Annotated in this window: 21 protein-coding genes; 9 read left to right on the plus strand and 12 right to left on the minus strand. The window is 65.7% G+C overall.

The window, feature by feature from the left end:
* Nucleotides 1–129 precede the first annotated feature (129 nt).
* A complete protein-coding gene (locus QM588_RS19470) occupies nucleotides 130–456 on the plus strand; it encodes a GNAT family N-acetyltransferase (RefSeq protein ID WP_027498479.1) in 327 nt (108 codons plus the stop codon).
* 114 nt (nucleotides 457–570) lie between these two features.
* Nucleotides 571–927, plus strand: coding sequence for a GNAT family N-acetyltransferase (locus QM588_RS19475; RefSeq protein ID WP_283315768.1), 357 nt, complete (start codon nucleotides 571–573; stop codon nucleotides 925–927).
* Nucleotides 928–943: 16 nt separating this feature from the next.
* On the opposite strand, the gene QM588_RS19480 is transcribed toward QM588_RS19475, so the two are convergent.
* Genes QM588_RS19480 through QM588_RS19490 form a run of 3 tightly spaced genes read right to left on the minus strand, consistent with a single transcriptional unit; the run spans nucleotide 944 to nucleotide 3,338 of the window.
* Entirely contained in the window at nucleotides 944–1,744 is an 801-nt protein-coding gene (locus QM588_RS19480) for an exodeoxyribonuclease III (protein WP_283315770.1), read from the minus strand.
* Between the two features lie 11 nt (nucleotides 1,745–1,755).
* Nucleotides 1,756–2,727, minus strand: coding sequence for an N-acetylglutamate synthase, CG3035 family (locus QM588_RS19485; RefSeq protein WP_442972948.1), 972 nt, complete (start codon nucleotides 2,725–2,727; stop codon nucleotides 1,756–1,758).
* 8 nt (nucleotides 2,728–2,735) lie between these two features.
* Nucleotides 2,736–3,338 (minus strand): peptide deformylase, encoded by a 603-nt coding sequence (locus QM588_RS19490; protein ID WP_027498476.1) that lies wholly within the window; start codon nucleotides 3,336–3,338, stop codon nucleotides 2,736–2,738.
* Nucleotides 3,339–3,633: 295 nt separating this feature from the next.
* On the opposite strand from QM588_RS19490, the gene QM588_RS19495 reads away from it, so the two are divergent.
* From QM588_RS19495 to QM588_RS19515, 5 genes are all read left to right on the plus strand, one after another.
* On the plus strand, nucleotides 3,634–3,969 hold the full coding sequence (locus tag QM588_RS19495) for a DUF3263 domain-containing protein (protein ID WP_032389011.1): 336 nt from the start codon (nucleotides 3,634–3,636) through the stop codon (nucleotides 3,967–3,969).
* Between the two features lie 81 nt (nucleotides 3,970–4,050).
* A complete protein-coding gene (locus QM588_RS19500) occupies nucleotides 4,051–4,587 on the plus strand; it encodes a LytR C-terminal domain-containing protein (protein ID WP_179274498.1) in 537 nt (178 codons plus the stop codon).
* A gap of 96 nt (nucleotides 4,588–4,683) precedes the next feature.
* Nucleotides 4,684–5,406 (plus strand): superoxide dismutase[Cu-Zn], encoded by a 723-nt coding sequence (gene sodC / locus QM588_RS19505; protein ID WP_283315775.1) that lies wholly within the window; start codon nucleotides 4,684–4,686, stop codon nucleotides 5,404–5,406.
* Between the two features lies 1 nt (nucleotide 5,407).
* Nucleotides 5,408–6,538, plus strand: coding sequence for a glutamate--cysteine ligase (locus QM588_RS19510; RefSeq protein ID WP_027498472.1), 1,131 nt, complete (start codon nucleotides 5,408–5,410; stop codon nucleotides 6,536–6,538).
* Between the two features lie 38 nt (nucleotides 6,539–6,576).
* Nucleotides 6,577–7,866, plus strand: coding sequence for a DUF5933 domain-containing protein (locus QM588_RS19515; protein ID WP_442972951.1), 1,290 nt, complete (start codon nucleotides 6,577–6,579; stop codon nucleotides 7,864–7,866).
* Here QM588_RS19515 and mnhG read toward each other — a convergent pair.
* From mnhG to QM588_RS19545, 6 genes are read right to left on the minus strand one after another with little or no spacing between them, the layout of a single operon-like run.
* Complete coding sequence (gene mnhG / locus QM588_RS19520) at nucleotides 7,832–8,173, minus strand: monovalent cation/H(+) antiporter subunit G (protein ID WP_094622783.1); 342 nt, start codon at nucleotides 8,171–8,173, stop codon at nucleotides 7,832–7,834. The two genes, QM588_RS19515 and mnhG, sit on opposite strands and share 35 nt — an antisense overlap.
* Nucleotides 8,170–8,427, minus strand: a complete 258-nt coding sequence (locus QM588_RS19525) for a monovalent cation/H+ antiporter complex subunit F (RefSeq protein WP_094622782.1) — start codon at nucleotides 8,425–8,427, stop codon at nucleotides 8,170–8,172. Before QM588_RS19525 ends, mnhG begins: the two co-directional genes overlap by 4 nt.
* A complete protein-coding gene (locus QM588_RS19530) occupies nucleotides 8,424–9,065 on the minus strand; it encodes a Na+/H+ antiporter subunit E (protein ID WP_283315917.1) in 642 nt (213 codons plus the stop codon). Before QM588_RS19530 ends, QM588_RS19525 begins: the two co-directional genes overlap by 4 nt.
* A 2-nt stretch (nucleotides 9,066–9,067) precedes the next feature.
* On the minus strand, nucleotides 9,068–10,711 hold the full coding sequence (locus tag QM588_RS19535; RefSeq protein ID WP_027498466.1) for a Na+/H+ antiporter subunit D: 1,644 nt from the start codon (nucleotides 10,709–10,711) through the stop codon (nucleotides 9,068–9,070).
* Nucleotides 10,708–11,379 (minus strand): Na(+)/H(+) antiporter subunit C, encoded by a 672-nt coding sequence (locus tag QM588_RS19540; protein WP_032386142.1) that lies wholly within the window; start codon nucleotides 11,377–11,379, stop codon nucleotides 10,708–10,710. The genes QM588_RS19535 and QM588_RS19540 overlap by 4 nt, the downstream gene beginning before the upstream one ends.
* Nucleotides 11,376–14,225, minus strand: a complete 2,850-nt coding sequence (locus tag QM588_RS19545; RefSeq protein ID WP_135041490.1) for a Na+/H+ antiporter subunit A — start codon at nucleotides 14,223–14,225, stop codon at nucleotides 11,376–11,378. The genes QM588_RS19540 and QM588_RS19545 overlap by 4 nt, the downstream gene beginning before the upstream one ends.
* Nucleotides 14,226–14,470: 245 nt before the next feature.
* Between QM588_RS19545 and QM588_RS19550 the strand changes: the two genes are divergently transcribed.
* Complete coding sequence (locus tag QM588_RS19550) at nucleotides 14,471–14,881, plus strand: NUDIX hydrolase (RefSeq protein ID WP_209205268.1); 411 nt, start codon at nucleotides 14,471–14,473, stop codon at nucleotides 14,879–14,881.
* A gap of 60 nt (nucleotides 14,882–14,941) precedes the next feature.
* A complete protein-coding gene (locus QM588_RS19555) occupies nucleotides 14,942–15,694 on the plus strand; it encodes an isocitrate lyase/PEP mutase family protein (RefSeq protein WP_283315786.1) in 753 nt (250 codons plus the stop codon).
* 53 nt (nucleotides 15,695–15,747) lie between these two features.
* On the opposite strand, the gene QM588_RS19560 is transcribed toward QM588_RS19555, so the two are convergent.
* From QM588_RS19560 to QM588_RS19570, 3 genes are read right to left on the minus strand one after another with little or no spacing between them, the layout of a single operon-like run.
* Nucleotides 15,748–17,931, minus strand: a complete 2,184-nt coding sequence (locus QM588_RS19560; protein ID WP_283315789.1) for an AAA family ATPase — start codon at nucleotides 17,929–17,931, stop codon at nucleotides 15,748–15,750.
* Between the two features lie 21 nt (nucleotides 17,932–17,952).
* Nucleotides 17,953–18,807: a CDP-alcohol phosphatidyltransferase family protein gene (locus QM588_RS19565; RefSeq protein ID WP_027498461.1), complete on the minus strand. Its 855-nt coding sequence runs from the start codon at nucleotides 18,805–18,807 to the stop codon at nucleotides 17,953–17,955.
* A gap of 7 nt (nucleotides 18,808–18,814) precedes the next feature.
* A complete protein-coding gene (locus QM588_RS19570; RefSeq protein WP_094717243.1) occupies nucleotides 18,815–19,531 on the minus strand; it encodes a phosphatidylserine decarboxylase in 717 nt (238 codons plus the stop codon).
* Between the last annotated feature and the right edge of the window lie 34 nt (nucleotides 19,532–19,565).

Here is a 19,565-nt window from a genome sequence, read left to right on the forward strand (position 1 = left end):
CGCATCCGAAGGTTTGTTGGTAGAAAAGGTGACAGACCCACCTCGCGCATGTTTAATAGTGGTGCACGTCACATCCTGTCTCGGTTCCGAAGTTCCTCCATCACTCCACACCCAGCAAAGGAGGCGTCCATGCTTGCGAGTTCTCCCAGTGCTGATGTCTCGATCAACAAAGACCAGAATCGCTTCGAGCTTCGACTGAACGGCGACCTCGTCGGCATCGTCGGATTCTTCGAAGTCGAAGGAAACGGAGCCCGTGCGACACGGACGCATGTCGTCTCCTTCATGCACACCGTCGTCACCGAGGACTTCGGTCATCAAGGCTTGGCCGGCATTCTGGTTCGCCGCGCCCTCGACAGCGCGCGGTCCTACGGCTGGAAGGTCAAGCCGGTCTGCACCTACGTGCAGCGCTTCGCGGCAGCCAACCCCGAATACAACGACATGCTCGTTGCTCTCTGAGTACTCGCACTGCCTGGCCGGTCACATCAGGGCTGGTCACAGTAGGGACTCGAACCGGCGTCGATCGGTGCAGTTTCCCCGCGACACTCGAGTAACACTGGTCTCATTAGTGACATGAGTCACATCATTCACCGCCGCTCCGACGCGGCGATCCCGGTCGAGCGCCCCTCGGTCCGCATCGAAGACAACGCCGATCACAACAGATTCGATCTGTTCGTCAACGACGATCTCGTCGGCATCCTCGGCTATCGGTTCGGCGACGGCGAGGACGCAGCCGGCGACGAATCGGTCGTCGCGCTGATGCACACGGTTGTCAAAGAGGAATACGGCGACCGCGGCTGGGCAGGAGTGCTCGTTCGCGCGTCGCTGAACACCGCGCGCGACCGCGGATGGCGCATCGTGCCGATCTGCACCTACGTACGGCGCTACCTGGCACAGAACCCGGAGTTCTTGGACCTGGTCGTCGAGTAGCAGAGACGTCTGCGGCTCAGTCGATCTCCACGATCACCGGCGCATGATCGCTGGCACCCTTGCCCTTGCGCTCCTCGCGATCGATCGATGCGCCGGTCACGCGAGCCGTCAGGGCAGGTGAGGTCAACGCCATGTCGATACGCAGACCTTGTTTCTTCGGAAATCTCAGCTGGGTGTAGTCCCAGTAGGTGAACGTCCTGGGCTCGGGAGTGAACTGCCGCGTCACCTCGGTGAAACCGGCGTCGGAGAATGCCGCGAACGCATCGCGCTCGGCCTGAGAGGTGTGAGTCTTGCCCTCGAACAGAGCGGGATCCCACACGTCGTCGTCGGTGGGAGCGATGTTCCAGTCGCCGACGAGCGCGATCTGCGCCTGCGGGTCCGCCGCCACCCACGCCTGCGCGTCGGCCTTCAGGGCCGCGAGCCACTCGAGCTTGTAGGTGTAGTGCGGATCGGCGAGCTCGCGGCCGTTCGGCACGTACAGGCTCCAGATGCGCACCCCGTTGCAGGTCGCTCCGATGGCGCGGGCCTCGTCTGCGGCCTCGACCTCGGGATCCTTGCTGAATCCGGGCTGATCCTCGAAGCCGACCTGCACATCGTCCAAGCCGACGCGCGACGCGATCGCCACGCCGTTCCACTGACTGAGCCCGACGTGGGCAACCTCGTAGCCGATCTCGGTGAACCGCTCGTACGGAAACTGTGCGTCCTTGCACTTGGTTTCCTGCATCGCCAGTACGTCGACGTCGGATCGCTGCAACCAATCGACGATTCGATCCTGCCGAGAGCGGACGGAGTTCACATTCCAGGTAGCAAAGCGCACGGGAAGGAACCCTATAGAACGCGTCCGACAGGCTCGCGGCCGATCGCGTCGTCCGGGCGCGCGTAGCGATAGCGGTGATGCTCGCCGAACCCCAGATCGCGGTACAGCGCCTGAGCATCGGTGTTGGCCACGGCCACCTGAAGGTACGCGTGAGTGGCACCGTTCTCGCGTCCCCACCGCACCAGCTCGCCGCACATCAACGTGCCGAGGCCGTTGCGTCGATGCTCCGGCGACACCCACAGTGAGGTCAGGCCCACCCACGATCGGCCGTCCGGGGCCGCGGTGACGGCCGCTCGGCCCACTGCGATCGACCCGAATCCAGCGTGCCCGATCGCGCCGAAACCGACAGTTCCGTCGCGCACGGCCGAGACCACCTCGGCAGCGCCCGTCGACGCTTCTCTGCCTTGGTAGCGCAGAGAACTCAACCAGTCGGCGGTCGGTTCGGTAGTGACGGTGACAGCCGAATCACCTTCGCGTAGAACGAGATTCGAGATGTCCGCCGCCATGACGACGGTCTCGTTGAACGTCGACCAGCCGGCCGGTGCGGTCGCGAGACGGTCGGGGAGGGCGAGGATCGGCGACAGTCCTCGTGCGTCGTACCGTGCGGAGATCGCGGCCATCGTCTCGGAATCCGTTGCTGCGCCGGGCTCGAGAGGCACCGCCGAATTGGCGCGTCCGGTGAAACCGTGCCCGAAACGCACCTGCCAACCGGCAATCCATTCCTGTTCGACACCCGGCCACCCGTCGGCCGCGGCCGCCTCCAGAGCTCGAATCTCCGAGGTGCGAACAGGTTTGGGGCCCAACGGCTTCAAGGCCACTATGCGATCGGCGGCGACCTGCACCAGAGCGCCGTCCTTGGCGCGGACCGACACCGCGACCGCGTCGGCCGACACCAATTCCCCTATGACGTCCGTCATCGGGTGGGTGTGGCCGGGTGGCAGTCGGTACCGCAGCATCACCCGCGTCCCCGGCGGAACGGTCACGGCAGCGATCAGTCCTCGTCCTCGTCGTCGTGGCCGAAGGGGTCGTCGACGGTGCCAGGCACCCAGCTGAGGCCGGGGACGCCCCACCCGGAGCGCTTGATCGCCTTCTTCGCCGCTCGTGCGTGGCGACCGATCAGCACATCGGTGTAGAGGAAGCCGTCGAGGTGACCCACCTCGTGCTGCAGCATCCGGGCGAAGAACCCACGGCCCTCGATGTCGACCGGATCGCCGTTGGCGTCGGTACCGGTCACTCGCGCCCAGTCGGCCCGACCGGTGGGGTACTGCTCACCGGGGACCGAGAGGCACCCCTCGTCGTCATCGTCGGGGTCGGGCATCGTCTCGGGAATCTCGGACGTCTCGAGCACCGGGTTGACGACCTCTCCGCGGCGACGGAAAACTTTGCCGTCCGCCCCTTGGTCGGGGCAGTCGTAGATGAACAGACGCTTACCGACGCCCACCTGATTCGCCGCCAGCCCGACGCCGTTGGCAGCCGCCAACGTCTCGTACATGTCGGCGATCAGCTCGGCGAGCTCGGCCGGCGACTCGGTGACGGGATCGGTCGCAGTGTGGAGCACCGGATCGCCGACGATCCGGATGGGAAGAATTGCCATGGTCGACAAGGATAGTGGGTGACGCCCGGCCTACCCACCGGCCCGTCGAGAGCGGAGCCGGTGGACGAGTGTCGCACCGGCGGTTCGGTCGTCGACGAACACGCCACGCGCGAGTACCTCGCGGGAGCCGGGTCCGGGCGGTCGAACGTGGTTGAATGATCCCCGAAGTACAACTGTGTAATTCGCTCGAAGTTCGGTCGGTACTCGTACGGGTGCCGGCAGCACTGGGGGAAGCAGATTTCCCCGGGGTCGGTTGTCGCACGGGCCCAGGGGAGTCGAGAAGTCGAGGAGTGGGATGGACGGCGCAGCAGCGCGTGACTCGAACCAGTCTCAGCAACCGGGATCGGACGGCTCTCAGGATCCGAACGAAGTCGGTGCGGACGGCTTGAGCCGACGAGAGCACGACATCCTGTCCTTCGAGCGCCAGTGGTGGAAGTACGCCGGGGCCAAGGAAGAGGCGATCAAGGAACTCTTCTCCATGTCGGCAACCCGCTACTACCAGATCCTCAACGCGTTGGTGGATCGTCCCGAAGCCCTTGCTGCAGACCCGATGCTGGTCAAGCGACTGCGCCGCTTGCGTGCGAGCAGGCAGAAGGCCCGTGCTGCACGTCGGCTGGGTTTCGACGTCTGAGCTTCGGCGTCCGAGCTTCCGCCGAGCGGTGCCGGGCTCCGTCCAAAAGGTCTCGGTCGACGGTCGGCTAGGGTCGAGTACGTGAGCAGCCCCAACCCGGAACAGACCGGGCCACCCCTCCGTGCCCTGGCCATGGTGCTGATCTCGCTCGCGATCCTGTTCGCAGCGATCGGTGCCCTGTCTCTGACCGGCTCCGATTCCGAGGATGCGGCAGCAGAACCGCCCGCTGCCGCGACGACGACGGCAGCTGCTCCGGTGGCCCAAGCTCCCGGTACTCAAGCTCCCGCCGCGCAGGCTCCTGCCGCGTCGTCGACCACGTCCGCCGCAGCAACCACCTCTCGCGCCGCCGCCGACGTCGAGGTGCGCGTGCTCAACAACTCCAACGTCTCCGGGCTCGCCGCCGGAACTGCGAGCACACTCACCGCCGAGGGCTGGACGGTCGCCGAGACCGGCAACTTCAGCGAAGCCCAGTTCGCCCAGACCGCGGTGTACTACGGCACAGACACCGGTGAGCAGCAGGCAGCGCAGACGATCGCCACCCAACTCGGCATTCCGGCCGAGCCCAAGCCCAGTTCACTCGAATCCACCGCGGGTGTCGTCGTCATCGTGACGCAGTAACTCGCCGGCATGACAACCTGTCCGGTTCGGCCGAATCGGTCGGCACGTTATGATTTTGCAAGCCCTTCACCCTGCCCGAAAGAGGAGCACTCTTCGATGGACCTGTTCAAGCGACGCACTGCTGCGACCCGCTCTTTGCGTTACGTGGCCCCGGTCCTCGCGATCGCCGCTCTCGGGCTCTCTGCCTGCAGCAACGGCGAGGTCGCGTCCGACACACCCGGCACGGTGCCGCCGGTGTGGACCGGTGAAGCAGACCCGTCCGCGGCCGCAGTCGCCGGTGACGGTCGGGCAGAGAGTGGCTCGGAAGGCATCTCCGAGAACATGATCGAAGGCGTGCTCCGCAACGCGTCCGGTGCCGAGGTGGGCACCGTGTCGTTCGCGTCGGAGGGCGAGAAGCTCACCGTCACGGCCGAGGTCGAGAACATGACGCCGGGCTTCCACGGCTTCCACGTCCACACCGTCGGTGCCTGCGAGCCCAACTCCGTAGCGCCGACCGGCGGCGAGCCGGGCAACTTCCTCTCTGCGGGTGGTCACCTGCAGGTCGACGGACGCACCGAACACCCCTCCAGCGGCGACCTGTCGTCGATCCAGGTGGGCGAGGACGGCACGGGCCGCCTGGTCACCACCACCGATGCGATCACGCTGGACGACCTGCGCGCCGGTGGTGCCGGAACGTCGGTCATCGTGCACGAGGGTGCCGACAACTTCGCCAACATCCCGCCGCGGTACACGTTGCCCGACGGTGCTGCGGTACCCGACATGGCGACCCTGATGACCGGTGATGCCGGTGCTCGGGCGGCGTGCGCGGTACTGAAGTAGTTTGAACGCTCCCCGGATCGACTTCGCGAGTTCTCCGCGACCCACGCTCGGCGTGGAGTGGGAAATCGCGCTGGTCGACAAGAGCACGCGGGATCTCGTCAACTCCGCCGAGGCAGTCATGGACGGCGTTCGTGACCTCGCCGGAGACACCCCTCGGGTGACGAAGGAACTGCTGCGCAACACCGTCGAACTCGTCACCGGAGTGTGCGAGAACGTCGGGGAGGCCATGGAGGACCTCGGCGGCTCGTTGGACCTGGTGCGCCGAGCCGCGGATCCTCTGGGGATCGATCTGTTCTCGGCCGGGACGCACCCGTTCGCGGAATGGTCGACGCAGCAGCTGACCAGCTCCCCGAGCTACGACGAGCTCATCGCGCGTACCCAGTGGTGGGGTCGACAGATGCTCATCTGGGGCGTGCACGTCCACGTCGGGGTGTCCTCTCCCGACAAGGTCTTTCCCATCCTCAACTCGTTGCTTCTGCAGTACCCGCATCTGTTGGCGCTGTCGGCGTCGTCGCCGATCTGGGCGGGCAACGACACCGGATACGCCAGCAACCGAGCACTGATGTTTCAGCAGTTGCCGACGGCCGGTCTGCCGTTTCAGTTCGACGACTGGTCGCAGTTCGAGGGTTTCGTTCGTGATCAGCTCAAGACCGGCGTCATCGAGCAACTCGGGGGGATGCACTGGGATATCCGCCCGGCGCCGAAGTGGGGAACCATCGAGGTCCGGGTGTGCGACGGCGCATCGACCAAGCGTGAACTCGCGGCCCTCGTCGCGTTGACGCACTGCCTGATCGTGCATCTCGACGAACGACTCGAAGCGGGCGAGACCCTGCCGACGATCCCGCCGTGGCACGTCCAGGAGAACAAGTGGCGAGCTGCCCGGTACGGCCTCGACGCCGAGATCATTCTCGACGCCGACAGCAACGAGCGGCTGGTCACCGACGATCTGCACGACCTGCTGGAGAAATTGACGCCGACGGCGGTCCGGTTGAATTGCGTCGACGAGCTTGCCGCGGTGGCCGACATTCCCCGCCTCGGGGCCTCGTATCAACGCCAGCGTGCCGTGGCCGCGAAATCCGGCGGCGATCTGCGTGCCGTCGTGGAGTCGTTGGTCACCGATCTCCAATCGTGACCCTCTGTATTTAATTTTGTGTTCACTCAGCGTTTACGATCAACGGCGTGCTGCAGGGGGACGTCGAGAGCGTCGAGGTCGATGCGACACGTGAGGACTCTGTTCGTCCTCTGATCGTCGGTGCCGTCCTCGTGGCAGCGTTCCTGGTGACTTTGCAGGTCGTCGCGTGGAAATGGAACTTCCCCGGCCCGCTGCCGAGCATGTGGAACGACATGTTCGGAACACCGAAGTCGATGTCGCTGCCGTGGGCGGCGCTGGTCCTGGCCACGGTAGGTCTGAACAACTCCACCCGCCTGCGCGTACTGGCCGTCGCTGCTGCGCTCGATGCCGTTGTACTGGGCGGTCGGTATCTGTTCGATGTGCCGCCGACCGTCGGGAACGGGCCGTCGCTGGTGCTGGTCGCGCTCGCGTTCCATGTCGTCCGGCGGCATGACGCTCGGGCGATGCGCGGCGTCGCCCTCGGCGCACTGTTGTTGCTCGCGACCAAGGCGGGTGATGCCTGGTTGCACATCACGACCTTGGTCCGGCCCTACGTTCTCGACGAATACGCATACGCCGCCGATCATGCGCTGGGAAATCCGTCCTGGGTGCTCGGCAGCATTCTGGACCGACTCGGCCCGGTTGCCGAGGGAACGCTGCACTGGATCTACATTCAGCTCCCCGTCGCGGCGATCATCGTTGCGCTGTACCAACTGCGTGGGGTCGCCGCGGGCTCGGCGTGGCCGAAACACTTCCTGTTCCGCACGTTCCTGCTGATCGGACTCGTCGGACCGGTGTTCTACCTGCTGTTTCCGGTGGTGGGCCCGATGTTCGCGTTCGAGTCGTGGCCGATGCAGTCGGTTCCGCTCTCGGGCACCCTCGGCGAGATCCCGTTCGATTCGCAGACGCCGCGCAACTGCATGCCCAGCCTGCACACCGCGTGGGCACTGAGCATCTTCATCCATTCCCGACGCGGTCCGTGGTGGCTGCGCACCGGCGGCACACTGTGGCTGGTGGGAACACTGGCCGCGACGCTCGGATTCGGTTACCACTACGGCGTCGACCTGGTCGCGGGCGCGATACTGTGCCTCACCATCGAATCGTTGCTGCGCGACCCGGAACGGGGATGGGACCGCGACCGGATCACGCTGGTGACCTACGGTTGCGTCGCGATGGCCGTACTACTGTTGAGCTACCGCTACCTCGCCGAGGAGTTCGCCGCGAACCCACTGGTGTTCGGTCCGCTCGTGCTCGGAATTCTGATCGGCATGGCGTTCGGATTCCATACCGCGTTCTTCGCCGATCGCTCGCGCTTCACTGATCGGGTTCGTTCGGTTCCATCTCGTTGACGATGAGCAGGCCGTCGCGGCCGCGCTGTTCCCGGTAGGCGACGCGTCCCACGGTGTGCGCGATCACCGGAGCGGTGACGAGCGTGAAGATGCCGACCAGCACCAGCATCCAGATATCGACATTGCCGCGCAGGCTGATGATCGCGCCGACCAACACCATGATCAAGCCGACCACCTGCGGCTTGGTGGCCGCGTGCATACGCGAGAGGGTGTCGGGAAAGCGCACGATGCCGACGGCGGCCGTGAAAGCCAGCAGAGCTCCCATCAGGATGAAGATCGAGGCAATGACCTGGGCTACCGTGCTCATTCGTCCCTCACTCTGAATCGCGCGATGCTGACCGACCCGACGAAGCTGACCAGGGACAGCGCAACGATGGCAGGCACCAGCGTGGTGTCGCGGCTGTAGACGGCCCACACACCGAGCCCACACATCGACACGGCGAGGATGGTGTCCATCGCGACCAACCGGTCCAAGGTGCTCGGGCCGTCGAGCAGCCGGAATGCGGTGAGGATCGCGGCGGCGAGCAGCAGCGCGCCTGCGATCGCCAATACGACGGTCACGACCAGTCCCCCTTCCTGTTGTCGTCGGTCATCTTGTCGTCGCGCGGGGTATCGAGGTCGCCCGATTCGGGATCGTCGCCGAGAACCCCGTGATATTGCTCGTACTCCTGGTGATGCAGGGGGCTCGGCTTCCAGTCGGAGTCACGCTCGAAGGCCGCGACGAACAGCTTCTCCAGGTTCCGGACGTAAGCGTAGAAGCCGTCCACGGCCTTCTGCGTCCCCATGTCCAGCACGTGCACGTACAGCAGGCGTCGGGTGCGATCGATCTCGAGGACCATCGTTCCCGGAACGAGATTCATCGCGTCGACGAAGAGGGTGAGCACCAGATCGGACTTGATGGCGATGCGGCAGCGCAGCACACCGGTGACCGGCGGTGCCTTCGGGCGGATCGCCAACCACGCCACACTGACGCTGGATTCGGCTGCGTAATAAAGGAATACGACTGCAAGCTTGACGAGCGAGAACACGTGGATGCGGCCCTCGACCGGCACCCGCGGCAACGGCAACAGCACCATGATGAGCAGGCCGACCGCGAGGCCACCGAGGATATTGGCAGCAGAGACGTTGCCCCACAACAGAACCCAGATAGCCGTCAGCCATGCCAGGGTCCAGATTCGCAGCAGGAAGGAACGGTTCATCTTCATCGGGTGCCCTCCTCATCCGCTCGTGCTTGTTCGTAGGCCTGATCGCCGACGAACTCGGCTCCCCGCACGGCGTCGATGTACACCGAGCGATCCCGCAGATCCGCCGCCGCCCGATCGCTGATGTCGATGATGCGGCCGGCGAACACCGTCATCGCCAAACCGACGACGACGAGGCCGATCGTCGGGATCAACATGAAGGCGGGCATCCGGCCCACATCCTCGCGGTCACCGAACTGGATGTCCGAGGAATCGTCGAGCAGGGCAGAGGGGCTGTTGTCCGCGAGATCGCCTTCGGGTGCGTCGGCGCGGGCTCGCCAGAACGCCTTGGTCCAGACACGAGCAACCACGTACAGCGTCAGCAGGCTGGTGACGGTGCCGCCGGCCACGAGCAACCAGGCCAGTACGCTGCCCTGGTCGCTGCCGGCCTGCAGCAGGGCGACCTTGCCGATGAACCCCGAGAACGGTGGAATACCACCGAGATTGAGGGCCGGCACCAGGAAGACAATGGCCAGCACCGGGCTGGCCGCGGCCAAGCCGCCGAGCCGTCGCAGGGACGACGAACCGGCTTGGCGCTCGATCAGGCCGACGACGAGGAACAGCGTCGTCTGCACCAGAATGTGGTGCGCAACGTAATAGATCGAGCCGGACAATCCCGATTGAGTCGACAGCGCGACACCGAAGATCATGTAGCCGATGTGGCTGACGAGGGTGAACGAGAGCAGTCGTTTGATGTCGCTCTGTGCGATGGAGCCGAGGATGCCGACGAGCATCGTCAGCAGGCCGCAGACCATCAGAACGTTGTCGAGTGAGCCGTCCGGGAACAGCAGCGTGTGTGCGCGAATGATCGCGTACACACCGACCTTCGTCAGCAAGCCGGCGAACACCGCGGTGACCGGAGCCGGGGCCGTGGGGTACGAGTCGGGTAGCCACGTGGACAGCGGGAACACCGCGGCCTTGATGCCGAACGCGACCAGCAACACCGCGAAGATGGCGGTGCGGGTGCCGGACGGGATGTCGTCCATCCGCACGGCGATGTGGGCCAGGTTCAGTGTTCCGGTGGCACCGTAGACCAGTGCGATGCCGATCAGGAAGATCAGCGAGGAGACCATCGAGACCATCACGTAGGACACACCGGCGCGAACCCGGTCGGCACTCGCACCGAGCGTCAGCAACACGAACGAGGCGGCGAGCAGTACCTCGAAGCCGACGAACAGATTGAACAGGTCGCCGGCGAGAAACGCGTTGCAGACGCCTGCGGTCAAGGCCAGATAGGTGGGCAGGAAGATCGATACCGGCTGATTCTCGCTGCCGTCGCGAATACCCTGTCCGATCGAGTACACCATGACGGCCAGCAGCACGATCGACGAGACGACGAGCATCATCGCCGACAGCCGGTCCACCACCAGCGAAATGCCCAGTGGTGAATCCCAGCCACCGACCTGCAGTGCGCTGGTCCCGTCGCGGTCGGCGAGATAGAGCATCATCGACGAGATCGCGACCACCGCGGTCAGCGCGGCGAGAGTGATGAAACGCTGCGCGCGGGGCCGACGTCCCAGCACCAGCGTCAGTGCCGCCGCGAGCATCGGGATGAGCACGGGCAGCGGGGTCAGGGCATCGATCACGCCCGGGGAGATCGTCACTTGTCGTCTCCCTTCGTGTCGTCGGTGCTGGAGTCGTCAGCGCTGGAGTCGTCAGTGCTGGGGTGCTCAGGTCGGCTGTCGTCTTTCTCGGCCGTGTCGAGGCCGTCGAGACCGCGCAGCTGGGGGTTGTCGTCGTCGTTGTCGAAGTCGCCGTCGTGCAGATCCTCGTAGCACTCGAGATCTTCGAGGTTCCTGATCTGTTCGAGTGGAATCGGATTGCCCTTCGAGTCGAAGGCGTCGCCCCCGAAGCTCGGCTCACCGGTGACCGGGTCGTCGGAACGGTCGCGGTCCGGTGCTTCGGCCATCGAACGGCGCTGGGAGACCTTGGTGTCCTCGGGGTCGTTCTCCAGGTCGTCCTTCGTGTTGAGCGTGAACGATCGATACGCCAGCGCGAGCACGAAGGCAGCGATACCCATGGTGATGACGATCGCCGTCAGGATCATGGCCTGAGCCAACGGATCGGCCATGTTCTGGTGCAGAGAGTTGTCCCGACCGACGATGGGCGGCGTACCTGCCGGGCCACCGACGGTGAGCAGCAACAGATTGACTCCGTTGCCGAACAGCAGCAGACCGAGCAGCATCTTGGTGATGCTGCGTTCGAGCAGCAGGTACACACCCGATGCGACGAGAACGCCGACGATGACGAGCATTCCGACATCTGCGGTCATGGGGCACTCACTCGGCCTTGGCTCTGCATTTCCACCTGTGCGTCGAGACGCGCGCCGAGACTGCGGAGCACGTCGAGTACCAACCCGACCACGATGAGATAGACACCGAGGTCGAAGAACAATGCGGTGACGAGCTTGATGTCACCGAGGAGAGGAAGTGTCACTTCCAACGTCGCCGACGACAGCGCCGGAGCGCCGAGGAACATCGACGCCACCGCGGTCCCGGCCGCGAAGATCAACCCGAGACCCAGGATCTTGCCTGCGTCGATCGGAACGGCCTCACCGAGCTCGTACCGGCCGCCGGCGAGATACCGCAGCACCAGCGCCAAGCCCGCCGTCAGTCCACCGGCGAAACCGCCGCCGGGGGCGTTGTGCCCGGAGAAGAAGAAGTAGATCGACAGCACCATGATCGTCGGGAAGATCAACCGCGTCGTGACCTCGAGAATCAACGAACGATGCCGCGGATCGATCAGATCGCCGCCGAGCAGCCACGTCGTCTCCGCCGCGTCGTTCGTGTCCGACGACGATGCGGGGGCGTCGGACACCCGCGGAGCGCTGCCGAACCGGCGGTTGCGGAACACCAGGCTGGCCACGCCGGTCGCGGCGACGAGGAGTACGCAGATTTCGCCGAGCGTGTCCCAGGCGCGGATGTCGACGAGGATCACGTTGACGATGTTCTTCCCGTCGCCCAGCTCGTACGCGGCCTCGGGGAACTGCAGCGACACCGGGGCGGCGCTGCGGGCGTTCATTGCGAACGCGCCCAACACACTGACCGTGGCACCGACGGCGACGGCGAGCGCGGCACGGGGTCCGCGGGATCCGGCCGAGCCGCGGTCGTCGACCTCGGCCGGTAGCTTGCGCAGCACCAGCACGAAGACCACGAGGGTCAGCGTCTCGACGAGGAACTGAGTCAGGGCGAGGTCGGGTGCACCGTGGATGGCGAAGATGACGCCGCAGCCGTAGCCGGTGAGTCCGACGAGGATGACGCTGGCCAGACGGTTTCGCATGACAGTTGCGCCGAGGCCACCCGCGATCATGATCACTCCGATGACAAACTGGAGCGGGGTGTTCCACAGGGTGTACTCCAGGCCTGGCTTCTGCCCGACGAGCAACACGATGATCGGCAGCAGCACCAGGGTCAGCAAGATGGTGCCCTGGGTGAGGGGGAGCGAACCGCGCTGCGTGGTGCCGGTGAGGCGGATGGACAGGGTGTCCATGGACTTGAGCACGTTGTCGTAGATGCGGTCTGCGTTGCCGAGCGGTGGATGCTCGAACTTGAGTCGGTTGACCACCCGATGTGCGATGAACAGCCCGACGCCGCCGGTGACCACGACGACGGTCAACGCCAGCGGCAGGTTGAACCCGTGCCACAACGCCAGGTGGTAAGGCTCCTGCCCGTACGACGGCAGGGTTCGGGCGTAGGGACTGACGATGTGGTCGACGACCGAGGAGGCGAATCCGGCGATCAGACCCAGAACGGCGAGAAACGCGGGCGCGGCGAGGAACAATGCGGAGGGTGCGTGCATTGCTCTGACGGACGGGCTCGGACGCTTGAGCTGCTTGCGGGCGAACGCGCCCCAGACGAACCGAATGCTGTAGGTGACCGTCAGGATCGAGCCGATCACCAGGCCTGCGACGACCACCGCGGCGACCGTGGGGTCGAGCGTCGGAGTACTGATCACGGCCGACAGGGCTGTTTCCTTGCCGACGAAGCCGATCATCGGTGGTAGTCCGGCCATGCTGGCCGCGGCCAGCGCGGCTATCGCGGCGAGCCACGGGGCCTTCTTACCCAGGTGGGCGAGCTTACGAATGTCTCGGGTGCCGGTGGTGTGGTCGATGATGCCGACCACCATGAACAGCGTGGCCTTGAACATCGCGTGCGCGATCACCATCGTCAGACCGGCCAACATGGCCTTCTCGGATCCGATGCCGACCAGGACCATCAGGAAGCCCAGCTGGCTGACCGTGCCGAACGCCAGAATGAGTTTGAGGTCGAAGGCGCGGAGTGCTCGCCAGCCGGCCAGAATCATCGACAGCAATCCGAGGCTGATGACCGTGGCGCGCCACGGACCGGAGTCCGCGAAACCCGGAGCGAGGCGCGCGACCAGGTAGATACCGGCCTTGACCATCGCGGCGGCGTGCAGGTATCCACTGACCGGCGTCGGCGCGGCCATGGCACCGGGAAGCCAGAAGTGCATCGGCACGATGGCCGATTTGCTCAGGGCGCCGATGAGGATCAACACGATCGCCACTCCGGGCAGCCAGCCACCCGGGGCGTTCGCGACGACCTCGGACAGATTGTACGACCCGGCGGCCTGGCCCAGGACGATGATGCCCACCAGCATCGCCAGACCACCTGCGGTGGTGACGAGCAGAGCCTGCGTCGCGGCGCGCCTGCTCGATGCGCGTTCTGCGTAGTGGCCGACCAGCAGGAACGACAACACCGTCGTGATTTCCCAGAAGATGTAGAGCACGAGCATGTTGTCGCTGGTGATCAGGCCGAACATGGCTCCGGAGAACGCGACCATCTCGGCGGCGAACAGGCCCAGCCTGGGCTCGTCGTCCTCGAAGTAGCGGGCGCAGTACAGCAGGATCAGCGAACCGATGCCCAGAACGAGCAACGACATGATGGCGGCGAGCGAATCGAAGCGCATGTCGATGTCCATCGACAGGCCGGGAACCCATTCGATGTGCAGCCTCTGGTCGGTGTTCCAGTTGCCGAACACCCAGATCAGGCTGAGCAGTGGCACCAGTGCCAGAGGGAAGAATGCAGTGCGTCCCCACCACCGGACGAGGAGCGGCGCGAGCAGCGCGGCGGCGGCGTGCGCAAGAAGAATAGCGAGCAAAAATCACTCCGTCGTCTCGGTCGCCTCGGCTTTCGGGCCGGGGCGGTGGTCGTAGGGCGGCGATGAGTAGGGTCGTGAAATTGTGTGAAATAGACCTGGATCTTCGAGGACTCGGTCTTTGAGAAATACGAACCGACCACCGAACGGTGGCGGGCACGTTTGTCGGATTCCATCCTACTTTGCGTGGTCGACGGCGTGCCATGCGGTACAAACCGGACGTTTCCGATAAAGAGAGTCGATCGTCGATGAGTGATCCGAGACCCATTCGCACCGCCGGCCTTGCGTACGTTCGCCACCGCCGCATGCTTCAGGCGCGGTCGACGGGCAAGTCCGCCTTCTACATGGCCGGCGGCAAGATCGATCCCGGCGAGTCGCCCGAGCAGGCGCTGCACCGCGAGATCAGGGAAGAGCTCGACGCCGCGGTCATCGACGTGCGGCTGCTCGGAGTATTCGAGTGCCAGGCCTGGGGCCATCCGACGGGTACCCCGCTCGAGATCACGTGTTTCCTCGCTGATCTGTCGAACGAGCCGACGCCGACCAGCGAGATCGCCGAGATCCGGTACTTCACTCGCGACGAGTACGCCGCTATGCCCGATGTCGCCCCGGGGTCACTGATGGTGTTCGACCGAATGAAAGCCCTCGATTTGATCGACTGAAGCGGGTATGTTGGGTGTGGGAGAACGTACGTTCTCCACAACCGCCGCGAAGGAGTCTCCATGACCGACCTGTCCCAGAAGGCCACCACCCTGCTCGAGCTGCACCAGCCCGGCAACCCGGTCGTCCTGCCGACCGTATGGGACGCCTGGTCCGCCAACCTCGCCGTGTCCGCCGGCTTCACCGCACTGACCGTCGGCAGCCACCCCGTGTCCGACTCGATCGGCAAGCCGGACAACGAGGGCATCACCTTCGACGAACTGCTCACCCGCATCTCCCAGATCTCCGCCGCCGTGGACGCACCGCTCTCGGTCGACATCGAGTCCGGCTACGGCGAGGACCCCAAGCGCCTGATCGACGGACTGATCTCCGCCGGAGCCGTCGGCCTCAACATCGAAGACACCGTCCACAGCGAGGGCGGCCGACTCCGCGAAGCACAGGAACACGCCGACTTCGTCGGAGCCCTCCGCGCGGCATCCGACGCCACCGACGTCCACGTCGTCATCAACGCCCGCACCGACCTGTTCGTCAAGCAGATCGGTGACGAGAACGATCGCGTCGACCGCGCCATCGCACGCCTGAAGCTGGCCGCCGCAGCCGGAGCCGACTCGCTCTACCCCGTCGGCTTCCACAACGACGACGACTACAAGCGTCTCGCCGAGGAACTCCCGCTACCCATCAACGCCATCGCCAACCCCACCGAGGGCGACCTGTCGCACTTCGCATCCCTCGGTGTCGGTCGCATCAGCTTCGGGCCGATCTTCCAGATGGTGCTCGCCAAGCGCGCCGAAGAAGTTCTCGCCCGCTGGAAGTGAGAGCGGCTTCGCCGCACGTGCGTGAAACTTCGTAGCCTGCTACGAGTTTCCGCTCACGACCCGTAGGCCCGCAGATGCGCCACCTGCTCGGGATCGAGTGACGGTTTGACCGTCGCCCGAGCGGTGGCGACATCGTCGGCGGTGACGTCCGCTGCGTCCATCGACCGACGCATCGCCGTCAGTGCGGCTTCGCGCAGCAGGGCCGCGCAGTCCGCGGCGGAGTAGCCGTCGAGATCGTGCGCGAGGGATTCGAGATCGACGTCGTCGGCAAGTGGGATCGATTTGCCCGACGCCTTCAGGATGTCCACCCGCGCATCGGCATCCGGCGGCGGGACGAAGACCAGGCGCTCGAGCCTGCCGGGCCGCAGTAGAGCCGGGTCGATCAGATCGGGCCGGTTCGTTGCGCCGAGTACGACGACGTCGCGCAGTGGTTCGACGCCGTCGAGCTCGGTCAGCAGAGCCGCGACCACTCGGTCGCCGACACCGGAATCCGAACTCTGCCCGCGACGCGGGACGAGGGCGTCGACCTCGTCGAGAAATATGAGCGAGGGGGCGGAGTCTCGGGCGCGCTGAAACAGTTCGCGCACAGCCTTTTCCGAGGACCCGACCCACTTGTCCATGAGTTCCGCGCCCTTGACCGAATGGACGCTGAGCTGGCCCGAGCTGGCCAAGGCGCGGACCAGAAACGTCTTGCCGCATCCGGGTGGGCCGTACAGCAGAACCCCTCGCGGTGGCTCGATGCCCAAGCGCGCGAACGAATCCGGATGACGCAGCGGCCACAGTACGGCCTCGGTCAGGGCCTGCTTGGTCTCGACCATGTCTCCCACGTCCTCGAGGGAGAGGCTGCCGATTGCCAATTCCTCGGCACCCGAGCGCGACAACGGCCGGATCACCTGCAACGCGCCGATCAGGTCGTCGTGCATCAGCGAGGCGGCGGTGGCATCGTTGGATGCCCGCGCAGCCGCTCGGAGCGCCGCTTCGCGCACCAGGGCGGCGAGATCGGCGACAACGAAACCCGGTGTCCGTGAGGCTATTTCGACGAGGTCGACGTCATCCTGTGGAACCTTCTTCAGTAGATGCTCCAGCAACGCTCTGCGACCGGCGGCATCGGGGAGAGTGAGGGTCAGCTCGCGATCGCACAGATCCTGCCCGCGTAATCTGGCGTCGGTGGCCTCGGGATGTGCCGTCGTCACGATCAGTGCGAAGCCGGGAGTGTCGACGGCCCGGCGCAGCACATCGAGGACGAACGTCGACGCAGGCTCCGGATCGGACGGCAGCAACGCGTCGACATCGGTGATCAGCAACACCCCCGCGCCGGTCAGTTCGTCCACCGCAGCAGTGACGCGTTCGACGCGAGCCGACGCCTCCAATGCGCCGATCGACGGACCGTCCAGCACGACGCTTCGCCGTTCGCCGATGACGGCTCGAGCCAACGTCGTCTTGCCCACTCCGCCCGGGCCGGTGATCAGCACGCCCAGATGCGGAGAGGCACCGAGGGTGGCGAGCAGTTCCGACTCGTCGAGCGCCAGGCGTAGCCACTCGGTGAGTTTGGCCTGCGCAGCGCTCACGCCCACCAGATCGGCCGCACTGACGCGTGGCGGCGCCGCAGCTCCGAGCGTCGGAACCGATGTGGCCGAGACCGATTCAGGTGATCCCGAGGTGACTGCGCCGCGGCCCCAGCTCACCGCAGAATTGGGTTGTACGCTCACGGGACCGCCGGAGGGTTCGACGACCGAGACCGTCAACAGTTCGGTCGTCCACGCCACCCCGAACGTTCGCGACAGTGCCTGCGTGGCCGTCGACGTCGATGTGCCCGGTCCCAGATCCCGGGGGAGGAGCGACACGGTGTCGCCCACGGTGAGGACCTTACCGAGCAGCGCTTGGCGCAGGGTGGCGTCGGAAATGGAACCGGTGGCCAGGGCCGACCCGGTGACCGTGACGGTTCTCGCCCCGTAGACCGTCACGGGAGCGACTGCCACAGAAGCATTCTCGCGTAGCCCGGCATTGGAGAGCGTGACGTCGTCGAGCAGCGCGGTACCCTGCGGGACTCCGCTGGGAGCCTCGGCAACCACCGCAGCCGTACGCCGAGAACCGATGAGCGAGACTGCATCCCACTCCCGCAGACCGAGCGCCGCCAAGACCTCGGGATGGAGCCGGACGACGCCTCGTCTGGCGTCGGCAGCCGAGGTGTTCAATCGGGTGGTGAGAACGAGCTCGGGCGTTCGGGATTCGGTCACACGTCCAACCTAATGGGGTCGTCAGCTGCGCGGTCGGCGTAGTCCCAGACGCGCCTGCGACCGGCGCGCATTGCCGGGTGACCGTCGAATGGCGCGCCGTTCCGCGCGACGCTCGGCGGGCTTCGCATCCCATGTGTACGGGCGTGCAGCCGTCCAGCGCTGCGAGCGCACCGCAAACGGGATGTGCACGAGGTAGGCGAACACCAATCCCATCAGCAGGACCAACGGGAAGGTGATGAGCGCGGCAGCGAGCAGCGCGACCAGCACCAGCAAACCGGCGGCCAAGCGCGGCGGCACCGAGACGGTCTTGAGCGCAAGCGTGGGGATGGTGCTGACGATCAGACCTGCGGTGAGGATCGACCAGCCGGCGACGACGTAGAACGAGGCCCACCAGCCGTCGCCGAATTCCTCGAACGCAGCGATCGGGGCGAGCGCGATGAGTGCACCTGCGGGTGCGGGGACCCCGGTGAAGAACTCGCGGGCGTACGCCGGGGTGTCGTCCTCGTCGAGCAGGGTGTTGAACCGCGCGAGTCGGAGCACGATGCTCACGGCGTACACCAGTGCGACGATCCAACCGCCACTGCTGCCCTCGAGCAGGGTCACGTAGAGCACCAAGGCCGGCGCGACACCGAACGAGATTGCATCGGACAATGAATCCAGCTCGGCACCGATCTTGCTGGTGGCGTCGAGCAGTCGAGCGATGCGGCCGTCCAGTGCGTCGAGGATCGCAGCGGCACCGATCATCGCGAGCGCGGTTCCGAGTTGACCGTCGAGGGCGAACTTGACCGCCGACAGCCCGGAGCACAACGCGAGAATGGTGACGACCGACGGAAGCAGACGGATAGCAGCAGGCGGCTTGGCGCGTCTGGTGATCATGTCGTTTCTACTGGGGGAGCTCGGCGAGTACCGTCTCGGCACCGACCGCTCGTTGGCCGCGTTCGACGAGCAGTGTCGTCCCGGCCGGGAAGTAAGTGTCGACGCGGGAGCCGAATCGGATCAGGCCGTACGTGTCGCCGATGGAGAGCACGTCTCCGACCTTCGCGTTGTTGACGATGCGTCGAGCGATGAGACCGGCGATCTGAACCACGCCGACGTGGTGACCGGATTCGGTCTCGATGTGCATGCTGTTGCGCTCGTTGACCTCACTGGCCTCGGCCAGGTCTGCGGACTTGAACTGGCCGCGACGGTGCACGACCTCGACCACGCGTCCGCCGACGGGAACGCGCTGCACGTGCACGTCCAGAACGGACAGGAAGATGCTCACTCGCGGCACGGGCTGTGCACCGAGATCGAGCTCGGCAGGCGGGACGGCGGTGTCGACGAGGGTGACCAGGCCATCGGCGGGAGCGACCACGACGCCGGGCCGATTCGGTGGCACACGCGACGGGTGGCGAAAGAAGGTGGCGCAGGCTCCGGCGGCGACGAGCCCGGCATTGCGGACCCACTTCGACCGACGGCCGAGCACTGCGACGGCCAGGGGACCACCGACGAAGGGCAGTCCGGCGGGGTGCAGCGGTGGAACCGTTTCGCGAACCAGGTCGACGATGTGAGCCACTCCCGTGCGGGGTGGTTGATCAATCGGGGCGGGACGGCGTGCCACGGTCTCCTCTTACTGTCGGGCGAGCTCGGATGCG

The sequence above is a fragment of the Rhodococcus sp. IEGM 1354 genome (genome assembly GCF_030056855.1).
Taxonomy (GTDB): Bacteria; Actinomycetota; Actinomycetes; order Mycobacteriales; family Mycobacteriaceae; genus Rhodococcoides.

What these genes read in the sequence shown, in the direction of transcription:
- QM588_RS19470 (WP_027498479.1), top strand. Translation starts at nt 130, where the DNA reads ATGCTTGCGAGTTCTCCCAGTGCTGATGTCTCGATCAACAAAGACCAG.
- QM588_RS19555 (WP_283315786.1), top strand. Translation starts at nt 14,942, where the DNA reads ATGACCGACCTGTCCCAGAAGGCCACCACCCTGCTCGAGCTGCACCAG.
- QM588_RS19565 (WP_027498461.1), bottom strand. Translation starts at nt 18,807, where the DNA reads ATGATCACCAGACGCGCCAAGCCGCCTGCTGCTATCCGTCTGCTTCCG.
- sodC (WP_283315775.1), top strand. Translation starts at nt 4,684, where the DNA reads ATGGACCTGTTCAAGCGACGCACTGCTGCGACCCGCTCTTTGCGTTAC.
- QM588_RS19530 (WP_283315917.1), bottom strand. Translation starts at nt 9,065, where the DNA reads ATGAACCGTTCCTTCCTGCTGCGAATCTGGACCCTGGCATGGCTGACG.
- QM588_RS19495 (WP_032389011.1), top strand. Translation starts at nt 3,634, where the DNA reads ATGGACGGCGCAGCAGCGCGTGACTCGAACCAGTCTCAGCAACCGGGA.
- mnhG (WP_094622783.1), bottom strand. Translation starts at nt 8,173, where the DNA reads ATGAGCACGGTAGCCCAGGTCATTGCCTCGATCTTCATCCTGATGGGA.
- QM588_RS19490 (WP_027498476.1), bottom strand. Translation starts at nt 3,338, where the DNA reads ATGGCAATTCTTCCCATCCGGATCGTCGGCGATCCGGTGCTCCACACT.
- QM588_RS19540 (WP_032386142.1), bottom strand. Translation starts at nt 11,379, where the DNA reads ATGACCGCAGATGTCGGAATGCTCGTCATCGTCGGCGTTCTCGTCGCA.
- QM588_RS19550 (WP_209205268.1), top strand. Translation starts at nt 14,471, where the DNA reads ATGAGTGATCCGAGACCCATTCGCACCGCCGGCCTTGCGTACGTTCGC.
- QM588_RS19475 (WP_283315768.1), top strand. Translation starts at nt 571, where the DNA reads ATGAGTCACATCATTCACCGCCGCTCCGACGCGGCGATCCCGGTCGAG.